This is a genomic window from Microbacterium sp. KU4F (assembly GCF_056868075.1).
The window spans coordinates 2,818,425-2,837,546 of the sequence record NZ_CP200324.1; the positions used below are offsets into that span (position 1 = coordinate 2,818,425).

The 19,122-nt window shown below is 70.6% G+C and carries 14 protein-coding genes; 12 read left to right on the top strand and 2 right to left on the bottom strand.

The features are described from left to right. Window positions 1-215 precede the first annotated feature (215 nt). A complete protein-coding gene (locus AC1VNH_RS14170) occupies window positions 216-1,190 on the top strand; it encodes an AsnC family transcriptional regulator (RefSeq protein WP_483112128.1) in 975 nt (324 codons plus the stop codon). Here the strand turns inward: AC1VNH_RS14170 and AC1VNH_RS14175 are convergent. Both AC1VNH_RS14175 and AC1VNH_RS14180 read right to left on the bottom strand, forming a co-directional pair. After that, window positions 1,165-2,499, bottom strand: coding sequence for an MFS transporter (locus AC1VNH_RS14175; RefSeq protein ID WP_483112130.1), 1,335 nt, complete (start codon window positions 2,497-2,499; stop codon window positions 1,165-1,167). The genes AC1VNH_RS14170 and AC1VNH_RS14175 overlap by 26 nt on opposite strands. A gap of 284 nt (window positions 2,500-2,783) precedes the next feature. Continuing rightward, window positions 2,784-3,395: a DUF5979 domain-containing protein gene (locus tag AC1VNH_RS14180; RefSeq protein ID WP_483112132.1), complete on the bottom strand. Its 612-nt coding sequence runs from the start codon at window positions 3,393-3,395 to the stop codon at window positions 2,784-2,786. Between the two features lie 568 nt (window positions 3,396-3,963). On the opposite strand from AC1VNH_RS14180, the gene AC1VNH_RS14185 reads away from it, so the two are divergent. The 11 genes from AC1VNH_RS14185 (at window position 3,964) to AC1VNH_RS14235 (ending at window position 19,008) form a co-directional block, all read left to right on the top strand. Then, a complete protein-coding gene (locus AC1VNH_RS14185) occupies window positions 3,964-4,893 on the top strand; it encodes an ABC transporter substrate-binding protein (RefSeq protein WP_483112134.1) in 930 nt (309 codons plus the stop codon). Next, window positions 4,890-5,933 carry a FecCD family ABC transporter permease gene (locus AC1VNH_RS14190; RefSeq protein WP_483112136.1) on the top strand — a complete coding sequence of 348 codons (1,044 nt, stop codon included), beginning with the start codon at window positions 4,890-4,892 and terminating at the stop codon, window positions 5,931-5,933. The genes AC1VNH_RS14185 and AC1VNH_RS14190 overlap by 4 nt, the downstream gene beginning before the upstream one ends. Further along, window positions 5,930-6,979 (top strand): FecCD family ABC transporter permease, encoded by a 1,050-nt coding sequence (locus AC1VNH_RS14195; RefSeq protein WP_483112137.1) that lies wholly within the window; start codon window positions 5,930-5,932, stop codon window positions 6,977-6,979. Before AC1VNH_RS14190 ends, AC1VNH_RS14195 begins: the two co-directional genes overlap by 4 nt. Before the next feature lie 64 nt (window positions 6,980-7,043). Continuing rightward, window positions 7,044-7,775 (top strand): ABC transporter ATP-binding protein, encoded by a 732-nt coding sequence (locus tag AC1VNH_RS14200; protein WP_483112731.1) that lies wholly within the window; start codon window positions 7,044-7,046, stop codon window positions 7,773-7,775. Further along, entirely contained in the window at window positions 7,772-8,596 is an 825-nt protein-coding gene (locus AC1VNH_RS14205) for a siderophore-interacting protein (protein ID WP_483112138.1), read from the top strand. Before AC1VNH_RS14200 ends, AC1VNH_RS14205 begins: the two co-directional genes overlap by 4 nt. 420 nt (window positions 8,597-9,016) lie before the next feature. Continuing rightward, a complete protein-coding gene (locus AC1VNH_RS14210) occupies window positions 9,017-10,027 on the top strand; it encodes a LacI family DNA-binding transcriptional regulator (RefSeq protein ID WP_483112140.1) in 1,011 nt (336 codons plus the stop codon). 151 nt (window positions 10,028-10,178) lie between these two features. After that, window positions 10,179-12,347, top strand: a complete 2,169-nt coding sequence (locus AC1VNH_RS14215; RefSeq protein WP_483112732.1) for an alpha-galactosidase — start codon at window positions 10,179-10,181, stop codon at window positions 12,345-12,347. Beyond that, window positions 12,344-13,279, top strand: coding sequence for a carbohydrate ABC transporter permease (locus AC1VNH_RS14220; protein WP_483112142.1), 936 nt, complete (start codon window positions 12,344-12,346; stop codon window positions 13,277-13,279). The genes AC1VNH_RS14215 and AC1VNH_RS14220 overlap by 4 nt, the downstream gene beginning before the upstream one ends. A 9-nt stretch (window positions 13,280-13,288) precedes the next feature. Beyond that, on the top strand, window positions 13,289-14,233 hold the full coding sequence (locus AC1VNH_RS14225; protein ID WP_483112144.1) for a carbohydrate ABC transporter permease: 945 nt from the start codon (window positions 13,289-13,291) through the stop codon (window positions 14,231-14,233). Between the two features lie 88 nt (window positions 14,234-14,321). Continuing rightward, window positions 14,322-15,662, top strand: a complete 1,341-nt coding sequence (locus AC1VNH_RS14230) for an ABC transporter substrate-binding protein (RefSeq protein ID WP_483112145.1) — start codon at window positions 14,322-14,324, stop codon at window positions 15,660-15,662. 70 nt (window positions 15,663-15,732) lie between these two features. Continuing rightward, complete coding sequence (locus AC1VNH_RS14235) at window positions 15,733-19,008, top strand: bacterial Ig-like domain-containing protein (RefSeq protein ID WP_483112147.1); 3,276 nt, start codon at window positions 15,733-15,735, stop codon at window positions 19,006-19,008. The last annotated feature ends 114 nt before the right edge of the window (window positions 19,009-19,122 follow it).

A 19,122-nucleotide genomic window follows, 5' to 3' on the forward strand; every position in this document is an offset into this window, starting at 1 on the left:
CCGCGCGTTCGAAGCGGCCCCGAACGTAGTCGGCCGCCGCATCGCCTCCCGGGGTTCCCGTGGCGCGAGGAGCGAGGGCGACGAGACTTCGGATCGTGTCCATCATCGCCGATTCCGTCATCGTCATACGGACAACGGTATGTAGAGTCCGTCATTCGCAGAGATGACGCCCTGTATTCGTCACCGACTGCGTTGCCCGTGAGAATATTCGTCGTATGCCCGACTCGCTCAGCGAACTCGACCTCGCCATCGTCCACGCGCTGCAGATCGACGCCCGGGCGCCGTGGGCGCGGATCGCCGCCGCCGTCGGAGCAGACACCGGAACCGTGACCCGCCACTGGCAGGACCTGCGCGCGGGCGGGCTCGCCTGGACCACGATCTGGCCGACACCTGAACGGTGGGCGCGAACGACCGATGTCGTGCTCGTCTTGATGGATGCGGATGCGACGGCACGCGACGCGATCGCTCTGATGCCCTGGGTGATCGCTCTCGACGAGACGTCCGCGGGCGTCCTGGCGGTCGTCGCCGAGTCGGGCGGACTCGAGGCGATCGGCGCGCGCGTGCGCACGATCGCCGGGCTCGGCGCCGGCATCCGGCGTGCCGACGTCGCCGCATCCATCGCGCAGGAGGACTCGACGTGGCGACTGCAGGCCCTCTCGCGCGCGCAGCAGCGCGTGCTGGTCGCACCCGCAGGAGCGCGTCGCGACGTGCGCCCGCCGTCGCCCGAGGTCACCGCGGAGATCGCGGCGGCGCTCGCCGATGATCCGCGGCTCGCGGTGCTCACTCTGGGCAGACGCTTGGGCGTGTCGGAGCCGACGATGCGCCGAACCCTCGATCGGGCGATCGCCGCCGGGGTTCTCCGCTTCGGCTGCGACCTCGCCATGTCGGCGGCGGGTCTCGGGCGCGCGGCCGTGCTGTGGGCACGCGCCCGAGACGTCGACGCCGCAGCGGATCGTGCGGGTCTGCTCGCCGAGACGCACCGGGCCGGCGTCGTCGTCGGTCCGTCGCCCGTGTTCGCGAGTGTGCGGATGCGGACCCTCACCGCCCTGCCGTCCATCGAGCATCGTTGGCAGGACGCCGCCGCCGTCGAGGTCGCCGACCGGTGGACCGTGCTGCGCACGTGGAAACGCAACGGCCATCTCCTCGACGGTGAGGGGCGTTCGATCAGACGGATTCCGGTCGAATGGTGAGTGCCTCTCGCCGCAGTCGCGCATCCAGCGTGTAGCGCGAGAGCGGCACCAGGCTCACGGCGCACAGGAGTGCGGGGGCGAGGGAGACGCCGATGACGATCGCTGCTTTGGCCGCATCCGTCTGCGGGAGATCGATCTGCGTGGAGGCGACGTAGCCGCCGATGCTCATCGTCGCCCCGAGCAGCGCCGGACCCAGCGCGTAGCCGAGGAGTTCGAATCCCGACCACACCCCGGCGATCATCCCGATCCGGTTCAGTCCGGAACGCTTCGCGTCGTCGGCGGCGATGTCCGGAAGCATGGCGAGAGGAAAGAGCTGGCCGCCGGCGTAGCCGACTCCGACGACAGCGGCGGCGGCGAGCAGGACCCCCTGCCCGATGCCGGCCGCGGCGAACAGTCCGATGAAGCCCGTGATCTGAACCACGGTGGCGGCCGCGAATCCGTTGCGCTTTCCGAGGCGCCGCCCGATGGCCGCCCACACCGGAGTCAGCAGGATTGCCGGGGCCACGAAGCACACGAAGCAGGTCGTCGCCAGGGACGCGTCGTCGAACACATGTCGTGCGACGTAGATGACACCGCTGAGCACCATCCCCATGGCGATCGCCTGCAGGACGAAGGGGATGACGAGAAGCCGGGCATCCGGGTTTCCCAGCACGGCGGCGAGCTGTGTGCGCAGTCGCCCGCCGGCAGGCTCGCTGCGCACGCGCGCGGCGCCTCGGGTGCCCCACCACACGCCGACGGTGCCGACGAGGATCAGTGCCGACATCGCCCCCGCCATGATCCGATAGCCGGCGAGTCCGCCCGCCGCCTCGACCAGTGCGGGCGCTGCGGCGCCGGAGACAAGGATCGCCAGGGTGAAGACGATCACACGCCAGGTGACGAGGCGTGTCCGCTCGCCGTAGTCGTCGGTGATCTCCGCCGAGAGGGCGAGATAGGGCACCTGGAAGAACGCGTACGCCGTCGCCGATGCGACGAAGAGTGCGAGCACCCAGAGCGCGCCGGCGACGGGGGGTGCGCTGGGGCCGAAGAACATGGCGGCGAACGTGAGCGCCAGGATCACGCCGGCTCGCAAGAGGAAAGGGCGGCGCCGGTCCGGGCGGGGGGACCGGTCGGACACGCGGCCGGCGATCGGGTTGAGGAAGAAGTCCCACGCCTTCGGGATGAACACGATGAGCCCGGCGATCGCCGCCTCGACCCCGAGAAGATCCGTGAGGTAGGGCATGAGGATCAGTCCCGGCACAGTGCCGTACGTGCCGGAGGCGATACCGCCCAGCGCATACCCGAATCGAGTCCTCGCCCGCATCCTGATCATCCCCGGATGCTAAGCGGTTCCTTCGCCTCGGTCGGGTCGCAGCAGCGGTTTTCGTCGCGGCTGTACTGTGCCATCCCCGTATTCGTCACGAGCGGGGCGCTTCGCCTCGCTGTGCTCGTGGGCGGCCTGCGGGGGCTGGGGAGAAGCGCTGCCCGGGAAACGGGTCACGCCCGCAGGGCCCCGGGGAGGGCGCCTGCGGGCGTGAGGGAGGGTGGGTCAGTGACCGCTTCGGGTGCGGCGACGCCACCCGGCCAGGATGACGATCCCTGCGCCCAGCAGGAGCATCACCGCGGCCACACCGCCGGCCGCCCACGGCACCTCGCTCGGAGTGACGTCGGTGGGTTGTCCACGACCACCGCGACGCGGCTGTCGGCGCCGATCGTGAACGTCGCGCCGTTGGGCGTGTCGACGCCGTCGATCTCGAGCGAGGGCGTGACCCAGCTCGCGCCGTTCGGCAGGCCGCCGGTGGGAGCACCCTCGGTCACCGTCACGACGGTGCCCGTCGGGAGCGCGGGGGAGGACCACGGGGTGCCGTTGGTCAGGTTCACCGGCTGGGCTCCGCCGGGCTGGCCGGGGTAGCTGTAGGTGACGGGGAACACCGTGCCCGGAGCGAGCAGCGGCTCACCCGGACCCGTGACGTCCTTCAGCAGCGAGAACTGCCCGTCGCTCGGTTCGGTCGGGTTCTCGAGCAGCACGTGCACCTCGCCCGCGGTGCCGATAGTGAGGGTCGCCGGCTGACCGGGCGTCACACCGGTGCCGCTGAACACCGGCGTCTGCCAGGTGGCGTCGGCGGGTCCGGTCGGAGCGACCTCGCGCACCTGCACGACCGTGCTGACACGCAGGTTCTGCGGGCCGTCCACCGTCTGGCCGTCGGTCAGCTGCAGCGGCGCCCACATCGATCGTGAACGTCTGACCCGCCAGCGGCGCCGGGCTTCCCGCGGCGATGCGCTTCGTGACGGTGAACGTCACGTCGGTGACGAGGCCGGCATCGATCATGTGCACGCTGACCGCCCACGGATGCCAGCTGGATCCTGCCGCGGCGGGCGAGGGCAGGGGGCCGCCGGGGGAGGGGGCGACGAGTCCAGTGGGGTGGGGCGTCGCTGCCCCACCCCGCTGCCCCCCAGTCCGGAGCAAATCTTCAGCCGGTGCGTCGGGTGCGTCCGGCGACGTGAACGTAACCCCGCCCCGCGCCGCCATATGCCGGAGATGCCGCGTTTTCACCCGCCGATTCGCCCACCGTCGCGGCGTCCGGCACGTCGATGCCGCGACGTCTGCACGGCGAGTGGTGCAGGTGGGGGCGCCCGTGCCCGATGGGGTGCCCGGCGGGCGACCGGTCGTGCCGACGTCGCGGGGCGGGGTGTGGATGGGGGTCGAGAGTGGGCGGCAAGGTTGGTTAGGCTGTGCTTACCTGCTCGTCGCGGCGCGACGGCGGGGTCCCGAACGCATCACCCGAAAGGCGGCCGCATGCCCGCTCGTCCCCGTTCCCTCGCTGCCCTCGCGCTGGCCGCGGTCGCGGCTCTCGGCCTGGCCGGCTGCTCCGCCGCATCCGCCGAGCCCGCCGCATCCACTCCGGCCGCCGCCTCCACCCACGAGGTGACGCACGCGCGCGGCACGACCGAGGTGCCCGCCGACCCCCAGCGCGTCGTGACGCTCGAGCCGCTCGAGCTGGACACGGCCGTCGCGCTCGGCATCACCCCGGTGGGAGCGGCCGTCGCGAGCAACGTGTCGGGCATCCCCGCCTACCTCGATGCGTCCGGTGTCGAGCCGGTCGGCACCGTGCCCGAGCCCGACCTCGAGGCGATCGCCGCCCTCAAGCCCGACCTCATCCTCGGCACCGAGGCGCGCCACTCGAAGCTGTACGACCAGCTCAGCGCCATCGCGCCGACCGTGTTCATCGCGACGCAGGCCGACCCCTGGCGCGACAACGCGTTGCTCATCGGCGATGCACTCGGCCACAAGGACGAGGTGCAGACGCTCCTGAGCGATGTCGACGCGCGCTGCGACGAGATCGGCGCCGAGTTCTCGGTCGACGGACAGACGGCCCAGCTCATCCGCCCCCGCGACGAGACGACGCTCAGCCTCTACGGCCCCACCTCCTTCGCGGGCAGTCTGCTCGAGTGCGTCGGTTTCACCATCCCCGACCAGGACTGGGCCGACGGCATCCAGGCCGACATCTCGCCGGAGAACATCCTGCAGGCGAAGGCCGACCACGTGTTCGTGACCGCGACGGATGTGGCCGACACCTCCCTCATCCCCGCCGCCATCGCGCAGAACGCCGCGGAGTTCCCGAACGTCACCCTCGTCGACACCAGCTACTGGGTCTCCGGCGTCGGTCCCAAGGGCGCGATGAAGGTGCTCGACGACATCGAGAAGTACCTCTCGAACGCTCGGTGACCCTCACACTCGCGGCCCGCTCACGGCGGCGCGCACGGCCCAGAAGCCTGCGCGTCGCCGTGGGCGCGTTCGCGCTCGTGACCGCCCTCGTCGCCGCGGTCGTCCTGTCGCTGGCGCTCGGGGCGAACCCGCTGTCGCCGCGCGTGGTCGTCGACACCCTCGCGGGCGGTGGCACCCCCGAATCGCAGTACATCGTGTGGCAGCTGCGGGTACCCCGCACGCTCGCCGGCATCGCCGCGGGGGCGGCTCTCGGCGTGGCCGGCGCCCTCATCCAGGCTTTCACGCGCAACCCGCTCGCCGACCCCGGCATCCTCGGGGTGAACGCGGGGGCGGCCTTCGCCGTCGCACTCGGCGTCGCCTTCCTCGGCATGCGGGATCCCGCATCCTTCGTCTGGCTCGCCTTCGCCGGGGCGCTCGTCGTGACGCTCGGCGTGTACCTCATCGGCTCATCGGGGCGCGGGGGCGCCGACCCCATCCGCCTCACCCTCGCCGGCGTCGCGCTCGGAGCCGTGTTCTCGGGGCTGGTGACCGGGATGACCCTGAGCAACCCCGACGCCTTCGACGCCATGCGCAGTTGGCACGCCGGGAGCCTGCTCGGTGCCGGAGTCGACGCGCTCGTCGCGATCGTCCCCTTCATCGCGGTGGGGCTGATCATCGCGTTCGCCGTCGCGCCGGGACTCAACGCGCTGGCCCTCGGCGACGACGTCGCCCGCTCGCACGGGGCGAACGTGCGCCTCATCCGCGTCTTCGTCGTCATCGCCGTCACGCTCCTCGCGGGCGCCGCCACCGCGCTCGTCGGCCCGATCGCGTTCGTCGGCCTCATGGTGCCGCACGTCGCACGGTGGGTGTTCGGTGTCGACCAGCGCGTCATCCTCGGCGTCTCGGTCGTGCTCGCCCCGGTCGTGGTGCTGGCCGCCGACGTGCTCGGGCGCGTGCTGATCGCCCCGGCCGAGATGCCCGCCGGCATCGTCACCGCCTTCGTCGGCGCCCCCGTGCTCATCGCCCTCGCGATGCGCCGTCGTGCGAGCGGGCTCGGATGAGCGCGCTCGTGGATGCCGGCTACCGCCGGTTCGACGTCGGGTTCGGTGGATACCGCATCCGCCTGCGCGCGCGGAGCCTGGTCGTGGGGATCGCGCTCGCCGCGGCGGTGATCGCGCTCGCCGTCGTCTCGCTCGGTCTCGGCTCGTACGCGCTCGATCCCGCCCAGGTGCTCACCGCGTTCGCCGGCGGCGGCACCGATCTCGATCGCACCGTCGTGCTCGAGTGGCGGCTGCCCCGCACCCTCGCGGCCGTCGCCCTGGGAGCGCTGCTCGCCGTCAGCGGTGCGCTCTTCCAGACCGTCACACGCAACCCGCTCGCCAGCCCCGACATCCTGGGCCTGTCCAACGGCGCCTTCGCCGGCATGCTCCTGACCCTGACCCTCGTCTCGAGCAGTTGGCCCGCGCTGACGATCGGGGCCGTCGTCGGCAGCGTGAGCGTCGCGCTCGTGATCGGCGCGCTCGCCCGGCGCGGCGGCGTACAGGGCTTCCGGCTCATCGTGATCGGCATCGGCATCTCGGCCATGCTCGCCTCGCTCAACACCTGGATGCTGCTGCAGGTCGAACTCGAGACCGCGATGTTCGCGTCCGCCTGGGGAGCCGGGTCGCTGAACGGCATCACCGCCGCGCCGCTCGGCGGCGCACTCGCCTGCGCCGTGCCGCTGCTCATCGGCGTCGCGGTGCTCGTGCCGCGCCTGCGTCAGCTCGACCTCGGCGACGACGTCGCCGCGGCGACCGGGGCCCGCCCCGCCCTCGTGCGCAGTTCCGCACTGCTGCTGGGTGTCGGCGTCGTCTCGATCGCCACCGCCGTGGTCGGGCCCATCGCGTTCGTCGCGCTCGCGGCGCCTCAGATCGCGCGACGCCTCGCGCGCACGCCGTACCTCTCTCTCATGCTCGCCGCCCTCGTCGGCGCGTTGCTGCTGCTCGCCTCCGACGTCATCGCGCAGCATGTGCTTCCCGTCGTGCTGCCCGCCGGTGTCGTCACCGTCACCCTCGGCGGCATCTACCTCGTCGTCACGATCATCCAGGAGATCCGTCGCCGTGCCTGAGTTTCCGCATCCGTCCGCCCCGCGCCTCGCCGCCGACGGGGTGAGCCTCGCGTACGACCGCCGGATGGTGGTGTCCGATCTCACCGTGAGGGTGCCCGACGGCTCGTTCACGGTGATCATCGGCCCCAACGCGTGCGGCAAGTCGACGCTGCTGCGGGGGCTCTCACGCCTGCTCGCGCCGCAGTCCGGAAGCGTCGTGCTCGACGGGCGGGCGATCTCCGCCTACCCCGCGAAGGACGTCGCCCGACGGCTGGGACTTCTCCCGCAGACCGCGATCGCCCCGGAGGGGATCACGGTCGCCGATCTCGTCGCCCGCGGACGCTACCCGCACCAGGGCCTCATCCGGCGCTGGTCGGATGCGGACGAACGCGCGGTCGACGAGGCGCTCGATGCGACGGGCACCCGCGAGCTCGCGCCGCGTGCGGTCGACGAGCTCTCCGGCGGGCAGCGACAGCGCGTGTGGGTCGCGATGGTGCTCGCCCAGCAGACCGACCTGCTGCTGCTCGACGAGCCCACCACCTTCCTCGACATCGCGCACCAGGTGGAGCTCATGGAGCTCTTCGGCAGGCTCAACCGCGCAGGGCGCACGATCGTGGCCGTGCTGCACGACCTGAACCACGCCGCCAGATACGCCAGCCACATCATCGCGATGCGCGACGGCGCCATCGTCGCCGAGGGAGCACCCGCCGACGTCGTGACCAGCGAGCGGGTGGAACAGGTCTTCGGCCTGCCCAACATGGTGATCGCCGACCCGGTGACCGGCGGACACCTCGTCGTGCCGCTCGGGGGTGCATGATGCGGCCCTGGGAGTACAGCGCATTCGCGGTGACCGTGGCCGCCGCGCGCGCCATCTCGCCGGGATGGCGACGGCTCACCCTCGCCGCGCCCGAGCTCCGCGACTTCGCGCCGTGGGGCCTCGACCAGCGGATCAAGCTCGTCCTGCCGCTGCCGGACGGCGGCCTCGCCGACTTCGGGCTCATGGTCGAGCCCACCCCGCATCCGTCCGACTGGTACGCCCGATGGAAGGCGCTGCCCGAGACCGAACGCAACGTGCTGCGCACCTACACGCCGTCGGCGATCCGGCCCGAGCAGGGCGAAATCGACGTGGATGTGCTGCTGCACGACCCGCCCGGCCCTGCATCCGCGTGGGCTGCGCGTGTGACGCCGGGGGAGCGTCTGTGGATCACCGGGCCCGACCGTCGCAGCGGCTGGACCGGTTACGGGCTGCACTGGCAGGCGCCTGCCGGGGCCACACGGTGGCTGCTCGTGGGCGACGAGACCGCCTTTCCGGCGATCGCCAACATCCTGCGCGCCCTGCCCGACGGCGGCCGCGCGGACGTGCTGCTGGAGGCGGCAGACGTGCGCGACGACATCGTGAGCCCCGTGGCACCGGAGGGCGCGCAGGTGCGGCTCGTGTCGCGCGCCGCCGTCGCCGGCGAGGCGCTCGAGGCCCTCGTGCGACAGGCGCCCGTGGCGGATGCCGAGTACCTGTGGCTGGCGGGGGAGGCGGGGGCTGTCACCCGCATCCGTCGCCACCTGACCGCCGAACGCGATGTGCCGAAGGACCGCGTCTCGTTCCTCGGGTACTGGAAGCTCGGCGGTCCGCTCGTCGGGTAGATCCGCTGCCGAGGGCCGCCCCGCCGGGTTGCCCGAGTTGCGTCGCATATGCGCAGATGCGACACCTTTGCGCAGCTGCGCCAGGCAATGACTGTGGCGGATGCGGAGAAGTGTGGCGCCGAGGGAGCGGTGCGCCGGAGCGAGCGGGTGCGAGTGCTGTTTCGCCGGGGCAGGGAGTCGGGCGAACAGGGTTGCCAGGGCATCCGAACTCCTGCGGATGCGGCTTGGATGGGGCCATCGGATGGCGTGCGGGCCCGATCTGCAGGAGTTCGGGCGCCGCCGCATCTGCACGGGCGCCGCCACGATCCGCACGGGCGTCGCTACGATCCCCACGGGCGTCGCTACGATCCCCACGGGCGCCGTCGCATCCGCATCGGCGCGGATGCCGCCGGTGTCGATGCGCGTGGCTAGCCTGTGGGGATGACCTTCGAGCATCGCCCGGCCGGCCTCATCGACGTGGCTGCACGCGCCGGCGTGAGTGTGTCGACGGTGTCGCGGGTGATCTCGGGGCGCACGCCCGTCAGTGCGCGGCTGCGCGAGAAGGTGATGGCCGCCGTCCGGGAACTGGACTATCGGCCGAACGCCGCGGCGCAGGCGCTGGTCAGCGGCAAGCGGTCCACGGTGGCCGTGCTGGCGCGCAACACGATCCGGTTCGGATACGCGGCGACGCTGCAGGGCATCGAGGAGGCCGCGCGGGCGGCGGACTACGTCATCCTCATCGCGGTCGTGGAGAGCGACGACGAGTCTGCGATCCAGCGGGCGATCGCATCGACGCTGTCGCAACCACTCGCGGGAGCGATCGTCATCGAGTTCGACGAGGTCGGTGTCGCGACCCTCGACGCCATGCCCGAGAATCTCCCGGTCGTGGCTGCCGCGGGTGCCCGGCGGGCTCGGGGCGACCGGCCGCACGCGTTCCTCGACGACGAGGCCGGCGGGTACGAGGCGACGCGCTACCTTCTCTCGCTCGGGCACCGCACGGTGCACCATCTGGCCATCCCCGCGACCCGTGCCGGCACCGGACGCGAGTGGGGATGGCGACGCGCGCTCGAGGAGGCGGGCGCGCCGGTCCCCGCCGTCGTGCGCGCGGCGTACTCGCCGATGTCGGGCTACGAGGCCACGCTGACCATCGCGGACGACCCCGCGGTCACCGCCCTCCTGTGCGGCAACGACGAGCTGGCCATCGGCGCAGCACGGGCGCTGCAGGAGCGGGGACGCCGGGTGCCCGACGACGTGAGCGTCGTCGGCTTCGACGATCAGCCCTTCGCGCAGATGTGGGTGCCCGCCTTGACGACCGTGGCGCAGGATTTCACCGATCTCGGACGGCGCACCTTCGCCCTGCTGGAGGAGTGGATGCTCAGCGGACACGCGCCGGAGGACTCTGCGGTGCTCCCGCGCCTCGTCGTGCGCGAGAGCACCGCAAGCGCCCGCTGAGCGCAGACCTCGCGCGTCTCGACGTCGTGGGGTGCTGCAGGATGCCCGTTGACATATTTCTGACCAACGTTTGCAGACGCTCGCCGCTGCATGCTACGTTCTGACCAACGTTTGCAGACCAATGGTGGGAAGAGGCGAAGACGCTGTGACGATGCAGGCAACCGACGAGGGCGACGCCGCTCCGATCTCGATGAGCGAAGACGTCAGGTTCGTCGCGGGGGGAGTCGGGCTCGTCGTGTCCCTTCCCTCCGGCTCCTTGCCGCGCATCGTGCACTGGGGTTCGGACGCGTTCGACGACGCGGATGCGGACGAACTCGCCCGCCATGCCGCGCCGCCGCGGGCGACGAACGGTGCCGATGTGCCGGTGCGGGTGTCGCTCATCCCGGAGAACTCGGCGGGGTGGACCGGAACGCCCGGCGTGTCCGGTCACCGCGCCGGCCGCGCGTGGTCGCCGTCCTTCGTCCCGGTGTCGACGGAGATCGAGCATCGCCCCGTGGGCGGACGCATCCTGGTCGTCGCGCGCGACGAGTTCGTCGGCCTCGAACTGCGGCTCGCGATCGAGCTGCTCCCGAGCGGACTGGTGCGCCTCGCATCCGAGCTGAAGAACGTCGGCGCCGACGCGTACACCCTCGACGCCCTGACCTCCGCGATGCCGGTGCCCACCCGCGCCGATCTGCTGTTCGATCTTGCCGGACGATGGGCGAAGGAGCGGGTTCCCCAGACGCGTGCGTTCACGGTCGGCACTCACCTGCGCGAGGGCCGTCACGGTCGCACGGGCGCGGATGCGGCACTCGTGCTGATGGCGGGAACACCCGACCTCGACTTCGACCGCGGGGAGGCCTGGGGGCTTCACGTCGCGTTCAGCGGCAACCACCGCACGCTCGCCGAACGCGCGTTCTCCGGCGAGCGACTGCTGCTCGGCGGCGAGCTTCTCCTTCCGGGAGAGATCGAGCTCGCGCCCGGTGAGTCCTACGGCGCGCCTGCGGTGTACGCGGCCTACGGCGCCGGACTGGATGCGGTGGCTGCACGCTTCCACACCCACCTCCGTGCGCGCCCGCGTCATCCGCGCTCGGCACGTCCGGTGGTGATGAACGTCTGGGAGGCGGTGTACTTCGACCACGATCTCGACCGTCTGCTCGAGCTCGCGGATCTCGCGCAGAGCGTCGGGGTGGAGCGGTTCGTGCTCGACGACGGCTGGTTCGGCAGCCGTCGAGACGACACCTCCGGCCTCGGTGACTGGGTGCTGGGCGAGCAGGTCTGGGGAGACGGCCGGTTCCGGCGCCTCGTCGACGGCGTCCGCGCTCGCGGGATGGAGTTCGGACTCTGGTTCGAGCCCGAGATGGTGAACCCGGACTCGGATCTCGCGCGCGCGCATCCGGAGTGGATGCTGCAGGTGCCCGGAAGGCTGCCCATCCCCTTCCGCCATCAGCAGGTGCTGGATCTGACGCATCCGGGGGCCTTCGCCCACGTGCGCGATCAGGTCGTGGCGCTCGTGCAGGAGTACGGGATCTCCTACATCAAGTGGGACCACAACCGCGACCTCATCGATGCCGGCTCCACGCGCACGGGTCGTGCCGGGGTGCACGCGCAGACCCACGCCGCGTACCGGCTGCTGGATGAGATCCGTCAGGCTGTGCCGGATCTCGAGATTGAGTCGTGCTCGTCGGGCGGCGCGCGCGTGGACCTCGAGATCCTCGAGCACACCGACCGGGTGTGGGCCTCGGACTGCATCGATGCGCGCGAGCGTCAGCAGATCCAGCGGTGGACGGCGCAGCTGCTGCCGCCGGAGCTCGTCGGCAGCCACATCGGCGCCGACCGCGCCCACACGACGCGTCGGCGTCTGGACCTCTCCTTCCGCGCGGCGACGTCGCTCTTCGGGCACTTCGGTATCGAATGGGACCTCAGCGCCGCGACGCCCGAAGAACGGGACGAGCTGGCGGAATGGGTCGCGTACTACAAGCGGATGCGTCCGCTCATCCACGGCGGAACCACCGTGCGCCGGGCGCTCGAAGACGGTGACCTCTGGCTGCACGGTGCGGTCGCCACCGACCTCAGCGAGGCCCTCTACCTCGTGACGCTGCGGGAGCGTCACATCACCTGGCCCGTGGGGCGGGTCCGTCTGCCCGGCCTGGACCCCAGACGGCGCTACCGGCTGCGGGCCTCCGGGCCCGCGCTCGAACCGTACGACGAGCGCATCCATCCCTCCTGGTGGAACGGCGGCACGGTTCTGACGGGCGCGGCCCTGGCCGAGGTCGGGGTGCACGTCCCCGCTCTGGATCCCGACCAGGTCGCCCTGCTGCACGTGGAGGCACTGTCATGAGTCGCAACATCACGACCCGCGCACTCGACACCCGCGCGATCATCGCGCCCGGGTTGCGCCGCCGGCACCGTGGCGACTTCCGGGTCGCGATGCTGTTCATCGCGCCCGCCGCCATCGGCTTCCTGGCCTTCTACCTGATCCCCTCGCTGCGCGGCGTGTGGTTCAGCTTCACCGATCAGAACCTCATCGGCGCGGGCGAGTTCATCGGCACGGAGAACTACGAGCGGATGTTCCAGGACCCGCTGTTCTGGAACGCCCTCGGGGTGACGGCGGAGTACGTCGTCATCAACATCGGAGTGCAGACGGTGCTGGCGGTGGGCATCGCCGTGCTCATGCACCGCCTGACCCGCTCCGCCGTCATCCGCGGCATCATCCTGCTGCCGTACCTGGTCGCGAACGTCGTCGTCGCCCTCGTCTGGTTCTGGATGATGGACTACTCCACCGGCATCATCAACGTCGTCTTCGACTGGCTCGGGACGGATCGCGTCGCGTTCTTCGGCAGCGAGCAGCTGGCCATCCCCACGATCGCCCTGATCAACGTGTGGCGCTACGTCGGCTACACGGCGCTGCTCATCTTCGCGGGGCTGCAGACCATCCCCACCCAGCTGTACGAGGCCGCGGCGCTCGACGGCGCATCGGAGACGCGGATGTTCCGTTCGATCACGCTGCCGTTGCTGCGCCCGGTGCTCGCTCTCGTGCTGGTGATCACCGTGGTCGGCTCGTTCCAGATCTTCGACACCGTCGCCGTCACCACGCAGGGCGGCCCGGTCAACGCGACGCGCGTCATCTACTACTACATCTACCAACAGGCCTTCGAACGCTTCGACCTGGGATACGCGTCGGCGATGTCGGTCTTCCTGCTCGTAGTCCTCGCCGCCGTGGCGTGGGCGCAGCTGAAGATCATGCGTTCCAACCAGTCGGACCTCGCCTAAGGAGCCGCCATGACCGCTGTGATGACGCCGCGCCCGGCGGCGACCGAACCCGCATCCCCCGTCCGACGCCGACCGCGCAAGCCGCTGCCCGTGGGGCGTATCCTCGCGTGGGCGGCCCTGGGAGTCCTTCTCGTCGTGACGCTCTTCCCGTTCTATTGGATGCTGCGCACGGCATTGTCCACGAACACCGCGCTGTACACGAACGCGGGCAGTCTGCTCCCGGTGGACTTCAGCTGGGGCGGCTTCGCACGTGTGCTGGGGCTTGCGACACCCGAGCAGGCGGCGGCAGAGGGGGGAACCACCGGTTCGATCGACTTCTGGCTGTACCTGCGCAACACCGTCATCGTCGCCACCGTGATCACCCTCGGGCAGGTGCTGTTCTCGTCCATGGCTGCCTACGCCTTCGCGCGGCTGCACTGGCGGGGGAGGGAAGCGGTCTTCTTCCTCTTCCTCACGGCGCTGATGATCCCGCCGATCTTCGTGCAGCTCCCCAACTTCATCCTGATCCGCGACCTGGGGCTGCTCAACACGCTCGCCGGCATCATCCTGCCGTTCTTCTTCATGACGCCGTTCGCGATCTTCTTCATGCGGCAGTTCTTCCTCGGCATCAGCCGCGAGGTCGAGGAGTCGGCGAAGATCGACGGCGCCGGCCACTTCCGGATCTTCTTCCGCATCGTGCTGCCGATGTCGTCGACGCCGATCTTCACGCTCGCGCTGCTGACCTACATCACGGCCTGGGGCGAGTATTTCTGGCCGCTGCTGGTCGGCCGTGCCGACGAATCCCGTGTGCTCACCGTCGCCCTCGGCATCTTCCGCTCGCAGACACCGCAGACCGGGCCCGACTGGGCGGGACTCATGGCGGGAACCCTCGTCGCGGCGCTGCCCATCTTCGTGCTGTTCGTCCTCTTCGGACGAAAGCTCGTCGACAACCTCGGCTACTCGGGCATCAAGTAGCCGCTGTACGCCTGGCCGACGGCGCCGTCGCTCGGTCGACCCGAAGAAACACCCTCACGAAAGGCATGTCATGCGTCATTCTCCTCGTGTGCGCCGCACCGTTGCGGTCACCGCGGTCGCCGTCGGCGTCCCTCTCGCCCTCGCCGGATGCGCCGGGGGCGGTGACGCGGCAGGCTCCGACGACTCCATCACGTACTGGCTGTGGGACAGCAACCAGCAGGCCGCCTACCAGCAGTGCGCGACCGACTTCGAGCAGGCCAGCGGCATCAGCGTCAAGATCGAGCAGTTCGGCTGGGCCGACTACTGGCAGGGCTTGACCACGGGCTTCGCCTCGGGCACCGCGCCGGACGTGTTCGCCGATCACCTCTCCTACTTCCCCCAGTTCGTCTCGCAGGGGCAGCTGCTCGACATCAGCGACCGGGTCGAGGCCGACTCGATCGACCTCGACATCTACCAGGACGGCCTCGCTGAACTCTGGACAGACCAGGAGGGCGGCCGTTACGGCCTGCCGAAGGACTTCGATACCGTCGCCACCTTCTACAACCAGCAGATGGCGACGGATGCGGGCCTGACCGCCGAGCAACTGGGATCGCTGGAGTGGAATCCCGCCGACGGCGGTAGCTTCGAGGCCGCGCTCGCGCGACTGACGGTCGACGCGAACGGCGTGCACGGCGACGAGCCCGGTTTCGACAAGTCGAAGGTCGCTGTCTATGGACTCGCGCTCAGCGGCAACGGGCTCAACGCGAGCGGTCAGCAGACCTGGGCCCCGTACGCGCTCGGCAACGACTGGTACTTCGGTGACAAGACGCCCTGGACCACGAGCTGGAACTTCGACGACCCCTCGTTCGTCGAGACGATGACCTGGTACAAGAGCCTCGCCGACAAGGGCTACATGCCCAGCGTCGATATCGCGCTGTCCGAGCAGGACCCGCTCAACGGCTACCTCGCGGGTCGCTACGCCATGGTCACGGACGGCAGCTGGATGACGGCCTCGTACCTCGGGCAGACGGACACGCCCACGCTGGTCGTGCCGACGCCCATCGGCCCCGACGGGGAACGCGCCAGCGTCTTCAACGGGCTCTCGGACGGCATCTGGGCGGGAACGAGCAAGCCGGATGCGGCGTGGCAGTGGGTCAGCTACCTCGGCTCCAGCGCATGCCAAGACGTCGTGGCTGACGCGGCCGTCGTGTTCCCGGCGATCCAGAGCTCCACCGAGAAGGCGGAGACCGCGTTCGCCGAAAAGGGCTGGGACGTCAGCGGCTTCACCGTCCAGGTGACCGACGGCACCACCAAGCTCCTTCCGATCGCCGACCACTGGTCGGACGTCAACGACACCATGACCGCGACGATCGAGTCGTTCCTGAAGGGCGGCTCGGAAGCGGGCGCCTTCACCAGCGCGAACGACCAGATCAACGCACTGTTCCGATGACAACCCGGTGGGCGCCGCGGCACGCGGCGCCCACCCCCTTTCCGCATCCCCTCACGACAAGGACGTCACGATGACACTCGCCTCACCACGCCTGCGCAGCCGCGCCGGGCGCTCCCTCCGCCGGGCGGTCGCGACCGCCGCGTGCGCCGCCCTGGCCCTCACGGGCGCGGCCGTGGCCACACCGGCTGCCGCCGCATCCGCGGACACGGTTCAGATCGACTTCAGCGAGCGCACGGGCCAGTTCCGCGGTGGCGCCTCCGGCATGCTCTACGGCCTCGGCGACGAGGGCGTGCCCACCGACGCGATCATCGCGGGTGCGCGTCCCTCGAACGTCACACAGAAGGCCCCGCGCGGTGCGCAGCACCCGAACGGAGACCCGCTGGAGGTGGAGGGCTCCTTCTTCCGCAACGGCGGCGACTACCTGATGGTCAACATCCAGGACTACTACCCGGACTGGCCCTACAACGGCGGGAAGCGCCCCGAGGACTTCGAGTCGTACCTCGACATCGTGCGCACCGTCGTCACCGACATCCGCGACAACTCCGCCTATCCGGAGCGCTACGTCTTCACCCCGTTCAACGAGCCCGACGGCATCAACTGGTACGGCCAGTGGGACCAGATGAAGGACCACTTCTTCTCCGACTGGGACGCCGCCTATCGCACGATCAAGGAGATCATGCCGGAGGCGCGTATCGCCGGTCCGGGCGACGCATGGTGGCACGGCGGGAGCACGCGGGAGATCCTGCAGTCGGCGAAGGCCTCGGGCACCCTGCCGGACATCTGGACCTGGCACGAGCTCGGCGTCGAGAACCTCCGCACCTTCCGCGGTCATCTGGCCGAGTTCCGACAGATCGAGCAGGAGGTCGGGGTGGGGCCGCTTCCGGTCAACATCACCGAGTACGCGATGCGCCGGGACATGTCCGTTCCCGGCCAGATCGTGCAGTGGCTCGCGATGTTCGAAGACGCCAAGGTGGATGCCCAGACCGCGTACTGGACGTTCGCGGGGAACCTCAACGACAACATGGCCAAGGGTGGTGCCGCGAACGGCGCCTGGTGGCTTCTCAAGTGGTACGGGGATCTCTCGGGCGACACCGTTCAGCTGACCCCGCCGCAGCTCAACGCGGTGGACACGGTGCAGGGGATCGCGACGATCGACGACGAGCGCCGGCAGGCGACCGTGCTGGTCGGCGGCGGCTCCTCCGACATCCAGCTCGACCTCGCGGGACTGGACCCCGATGTGTTCGGTTCGACCGTCGATGTGCAGGTGCGGGAGAGCAGCTGGACGGGCCAGGAGGGCGAGGCCCAGGCGCCGCGAGTCGTCGCGGCGGAGCGGGTCACGCTCGACGACGCGCTTCAGGTCACCGTGCCGAACGACGACAGGCAGTCCGCGTATCAGGTGGTGATCACCCCCGCGCTCGGCGAGGAGCCGGTCGTCGATGACACCTGGCGAACCGAGATCGAGGCGGAGGACGCGGAGCTGCGCTCGCTGCAGGTGAACGACCGCCCCGCCAACGACGCGTGGGTGTTCGCCGCATCGGGTCAGAAGGACGTCAGCGGGTTCACCCGCGCCGACGCGTCGGTGAGCTGGGACGTGGAGGTGCCCGAAGACGGCGACTACCGCTTCGCCGTGATCGTCGGCGTCGGCGGTCCGGGGAGCCACGCGGTCTTCGTCGACGGCGAACCGGCCGCGACCCTCGCCTACGAGCCCGGCTTCAACACGACCTACCGCGGTCGCGCGGAGGCGATGCTGACGCTGGATGCCGGGGCGCACACCATTTCGGTGCGCGCGAGCAGTGACGGCTCCTCGGTGCTGCCGGGCGCCGACGTGTCGCTCGACCGACTGGAGCTCGAGCGGGTCGACGGCGCGGAGACGCACGACTACCCCGCCTTCCTCGCGCGCACGGATGCGGCGCCCGACGCATCCGGGACCGTTGCGCTCTCGCCCGACGCCGGGGCCACGTTCTTCGTCTCCGCGCGAGAGAGCGGCTACCACGACGTCGAGGTGCGGTACGACACCGACGGGCCCGCATCCGTGCAGGTCTCGCTCAACGGCCGTGCAATCGAGGGCGCGGCGGCAGAGCATGCCGGGCGCTGGACCTCGACCGTGCGGGTGCACCTGCGGGAGGGGATCAACCAGATCTCGGTCACGGCGGATGCGGCGCAGCTCGCGGGTATCCGCACGACCCGTGTCGCCGAAGCGGATGAGGCCGTGACGCGCATCGAGGTCGAGGACGCGGAGCGTGTGACGCTCGCGGGCGGCGTCCGACGCGAGAACGTCTCCGCACCCACGAACGTCAGCGGTCAGCAGATCGGTTGGCTCGGCGGGGGTGCCGCCAACACGGCGACCATCGCGCGCGGCGACGCGCTGCCGGCGGGCGACTACGACCTGCAGGTGCGCTACTCCAACGCTGAGAAGAACACCGGTCACGCCTACAACGCGGACATCATCACGAGGTTCCTCGACGTCAGCGAGGTGGGCGGGGAGACGGCGCGGGGATCCTTCCGCCACAACTACTCCTGGAAGGGGTTCTGGACGCACAGCATGCCCGTCACGCTCTCGACGGAGAGCGGAGACATCGTGCTCGGCAACGCCACGTCCTACGCTCCGAACCTCGACTGGGTCGCGCTCGCGCCGCTCTCGCTCGCGGTGACGAACGTGCCGGCACCGCCGTCGGAGTCCGCCACCCTGGAAGTGGTCTCCCCGCCGGTCAAGACGCGGTACGTCATCGGCGAGGTCTTCGCCGCGGAGGGGCTCGCGGTGGCGGTGCGAGACGGCGAGCGGATCATCCCGCTGGCGGAGGACGCCTATTCTCTGCAGGGCTTCGAGTCGACGACCGCGGGGCAGAAGACGATCACCGTCGCCGCCGAGATCGCCGGTCGCTCGTTCACCACGACGTTCACCGTCGAGGTGGTGGAGCCGGAGCCGGGGGTCGACCCCGCGATGTCGCTGTCCTCGTCGACGGTGGCGCAGGGCGGGACGATCACCGTCACCGGCAGCGGGCTGCCCGCATCCGCCGCGGCCGAGGTGTGGCTGCACTCCGATCCCGTGCTTCTCGCGGATACGACGACTGATGCCGATGGCTCATTGACGGCGACAGTCACCATCCCGGTGGGGATCGCCGTGGGTCCACACGAGCTCGTCGTGCGGGTCGCGGGAGTGGAGCTCCGTGCCGACCTCGAGGTCACCGCCGCCGGCGGTGCGGCGGCTCCGGGTGCTCCGAGCAGCGATCCGCTCGCCAACACCGGCGGTCAGGTGGCGTGGGGTGCGGGAGCGCTGGCGGCACTTCTGCTGGTCGCCGGCGGCATCCTCGTGGCGCGGCGTCGGGGGAGCGTGATCGAACGCTGAGAGCCGCAGAGGCGGAGGGTGCCGGGGCGCCCTCCGCCTCTGTCGTGCCGTGGACTCGTCCGGCGGCAGCGTAGACGAGGCCGACGACGGTGGCGGATGCGGAGAAGTGTGGCG

What these genes read in the sequence shown, in the direction of transcription:
- AC1VNH_RS14215 (WP_483112732.1), top strand. Translation starts at nt 10,179, where the DNA reads ATGCAGGCAACCGACGAGGGCGACGCCGCTCCGATCTCGATGAGCGAA.
- AC1VNH_RS14180 (WP_483112132.1), bottom strand. Translation starts at nt 3,395, where the DNA reads ATGTGGGCGCCGCTGCAGCTGACCGACGGCCAGACGGTGGACGGCCCG.
- AC1VNH_RS14185 (WP_483112134.1), top strand. Translation starts at nt 3,964, where the DNA reads ATGCCCGCTCGTCCCCGTTCCCTCGCTGCCCTCGCGCTGGCCGCGGTC.
- AC1VNH_RS14175 (WP_483112130.1), bottom strand. Translation starts at nt 2,499, where the DNA reads ATGATCAGGATGCGGGCGAGGACTCGATTCGGGTATGCGCTGGGCGGT.
- AC1VNH_RS14170 (WP_483112128.1), top strand. Translation starts at nt 216, where the DNA reads ATGCCCGACTCGCTCAGCGAACTCGACCTCGCCATCGTCCACGCGCTG.
- AC1VNH_RS14200 (WP_483112731.1), top strand. Translation starts at nt 7,044, where the DNA reads ATGGTGGTGTCCGATCTCACCGTGAGGGTGCCCGACGGCTCGTTCACG.
- AC1VNH_RS14235 (WP_483112147.1), top strand. Translation starts at nt 15,733, where the DNA reads ATGACACTCGCCTCACCACGCCTGCGCAGCCGCGCCGGGCGCTCCCTC.
- AC1VNH_RS14220 (WP_483112142.1), top strand. Translation starts at nt 12,344, where the DNA reads ATGAGTCGCAACATCACGACCCGCGCACTCGACACCCGCGCGATCATC.
- AC1VNH_RS14205 (WP_483112138.1), top strand. Translation starts at nt 7,772, where the DNA reads ATGATGCGGCCCTGGGAGTACAGCGCATTCGCGGTGACCGTGGCCGCC.
- AC1VNH_RS14195 (WP_483112137.1), top strand. Translation starts at nt 5,930, where the DNA reads ATGAGCGCGCTCGTGGATGCCGGCTACCGCCGGTTCGACGTCGGGTTC.
- AC1VNH_RS14225 (WP_483112144.1), top strand. Translation starts at nt 13,289, where the DNA reads ATGACCGCTGTGATGACGCCGCGCCCGGCGGCGACCGAACCCGCATCC.
- AC1VNH_RS14210 (WP_483112140.1), top strand. Translation starts at nt 9,017, where the DNA reads ATGACCTTCGAGCATCGCCCGGCCGGCCTCATCGACGTGGCTGCACGC.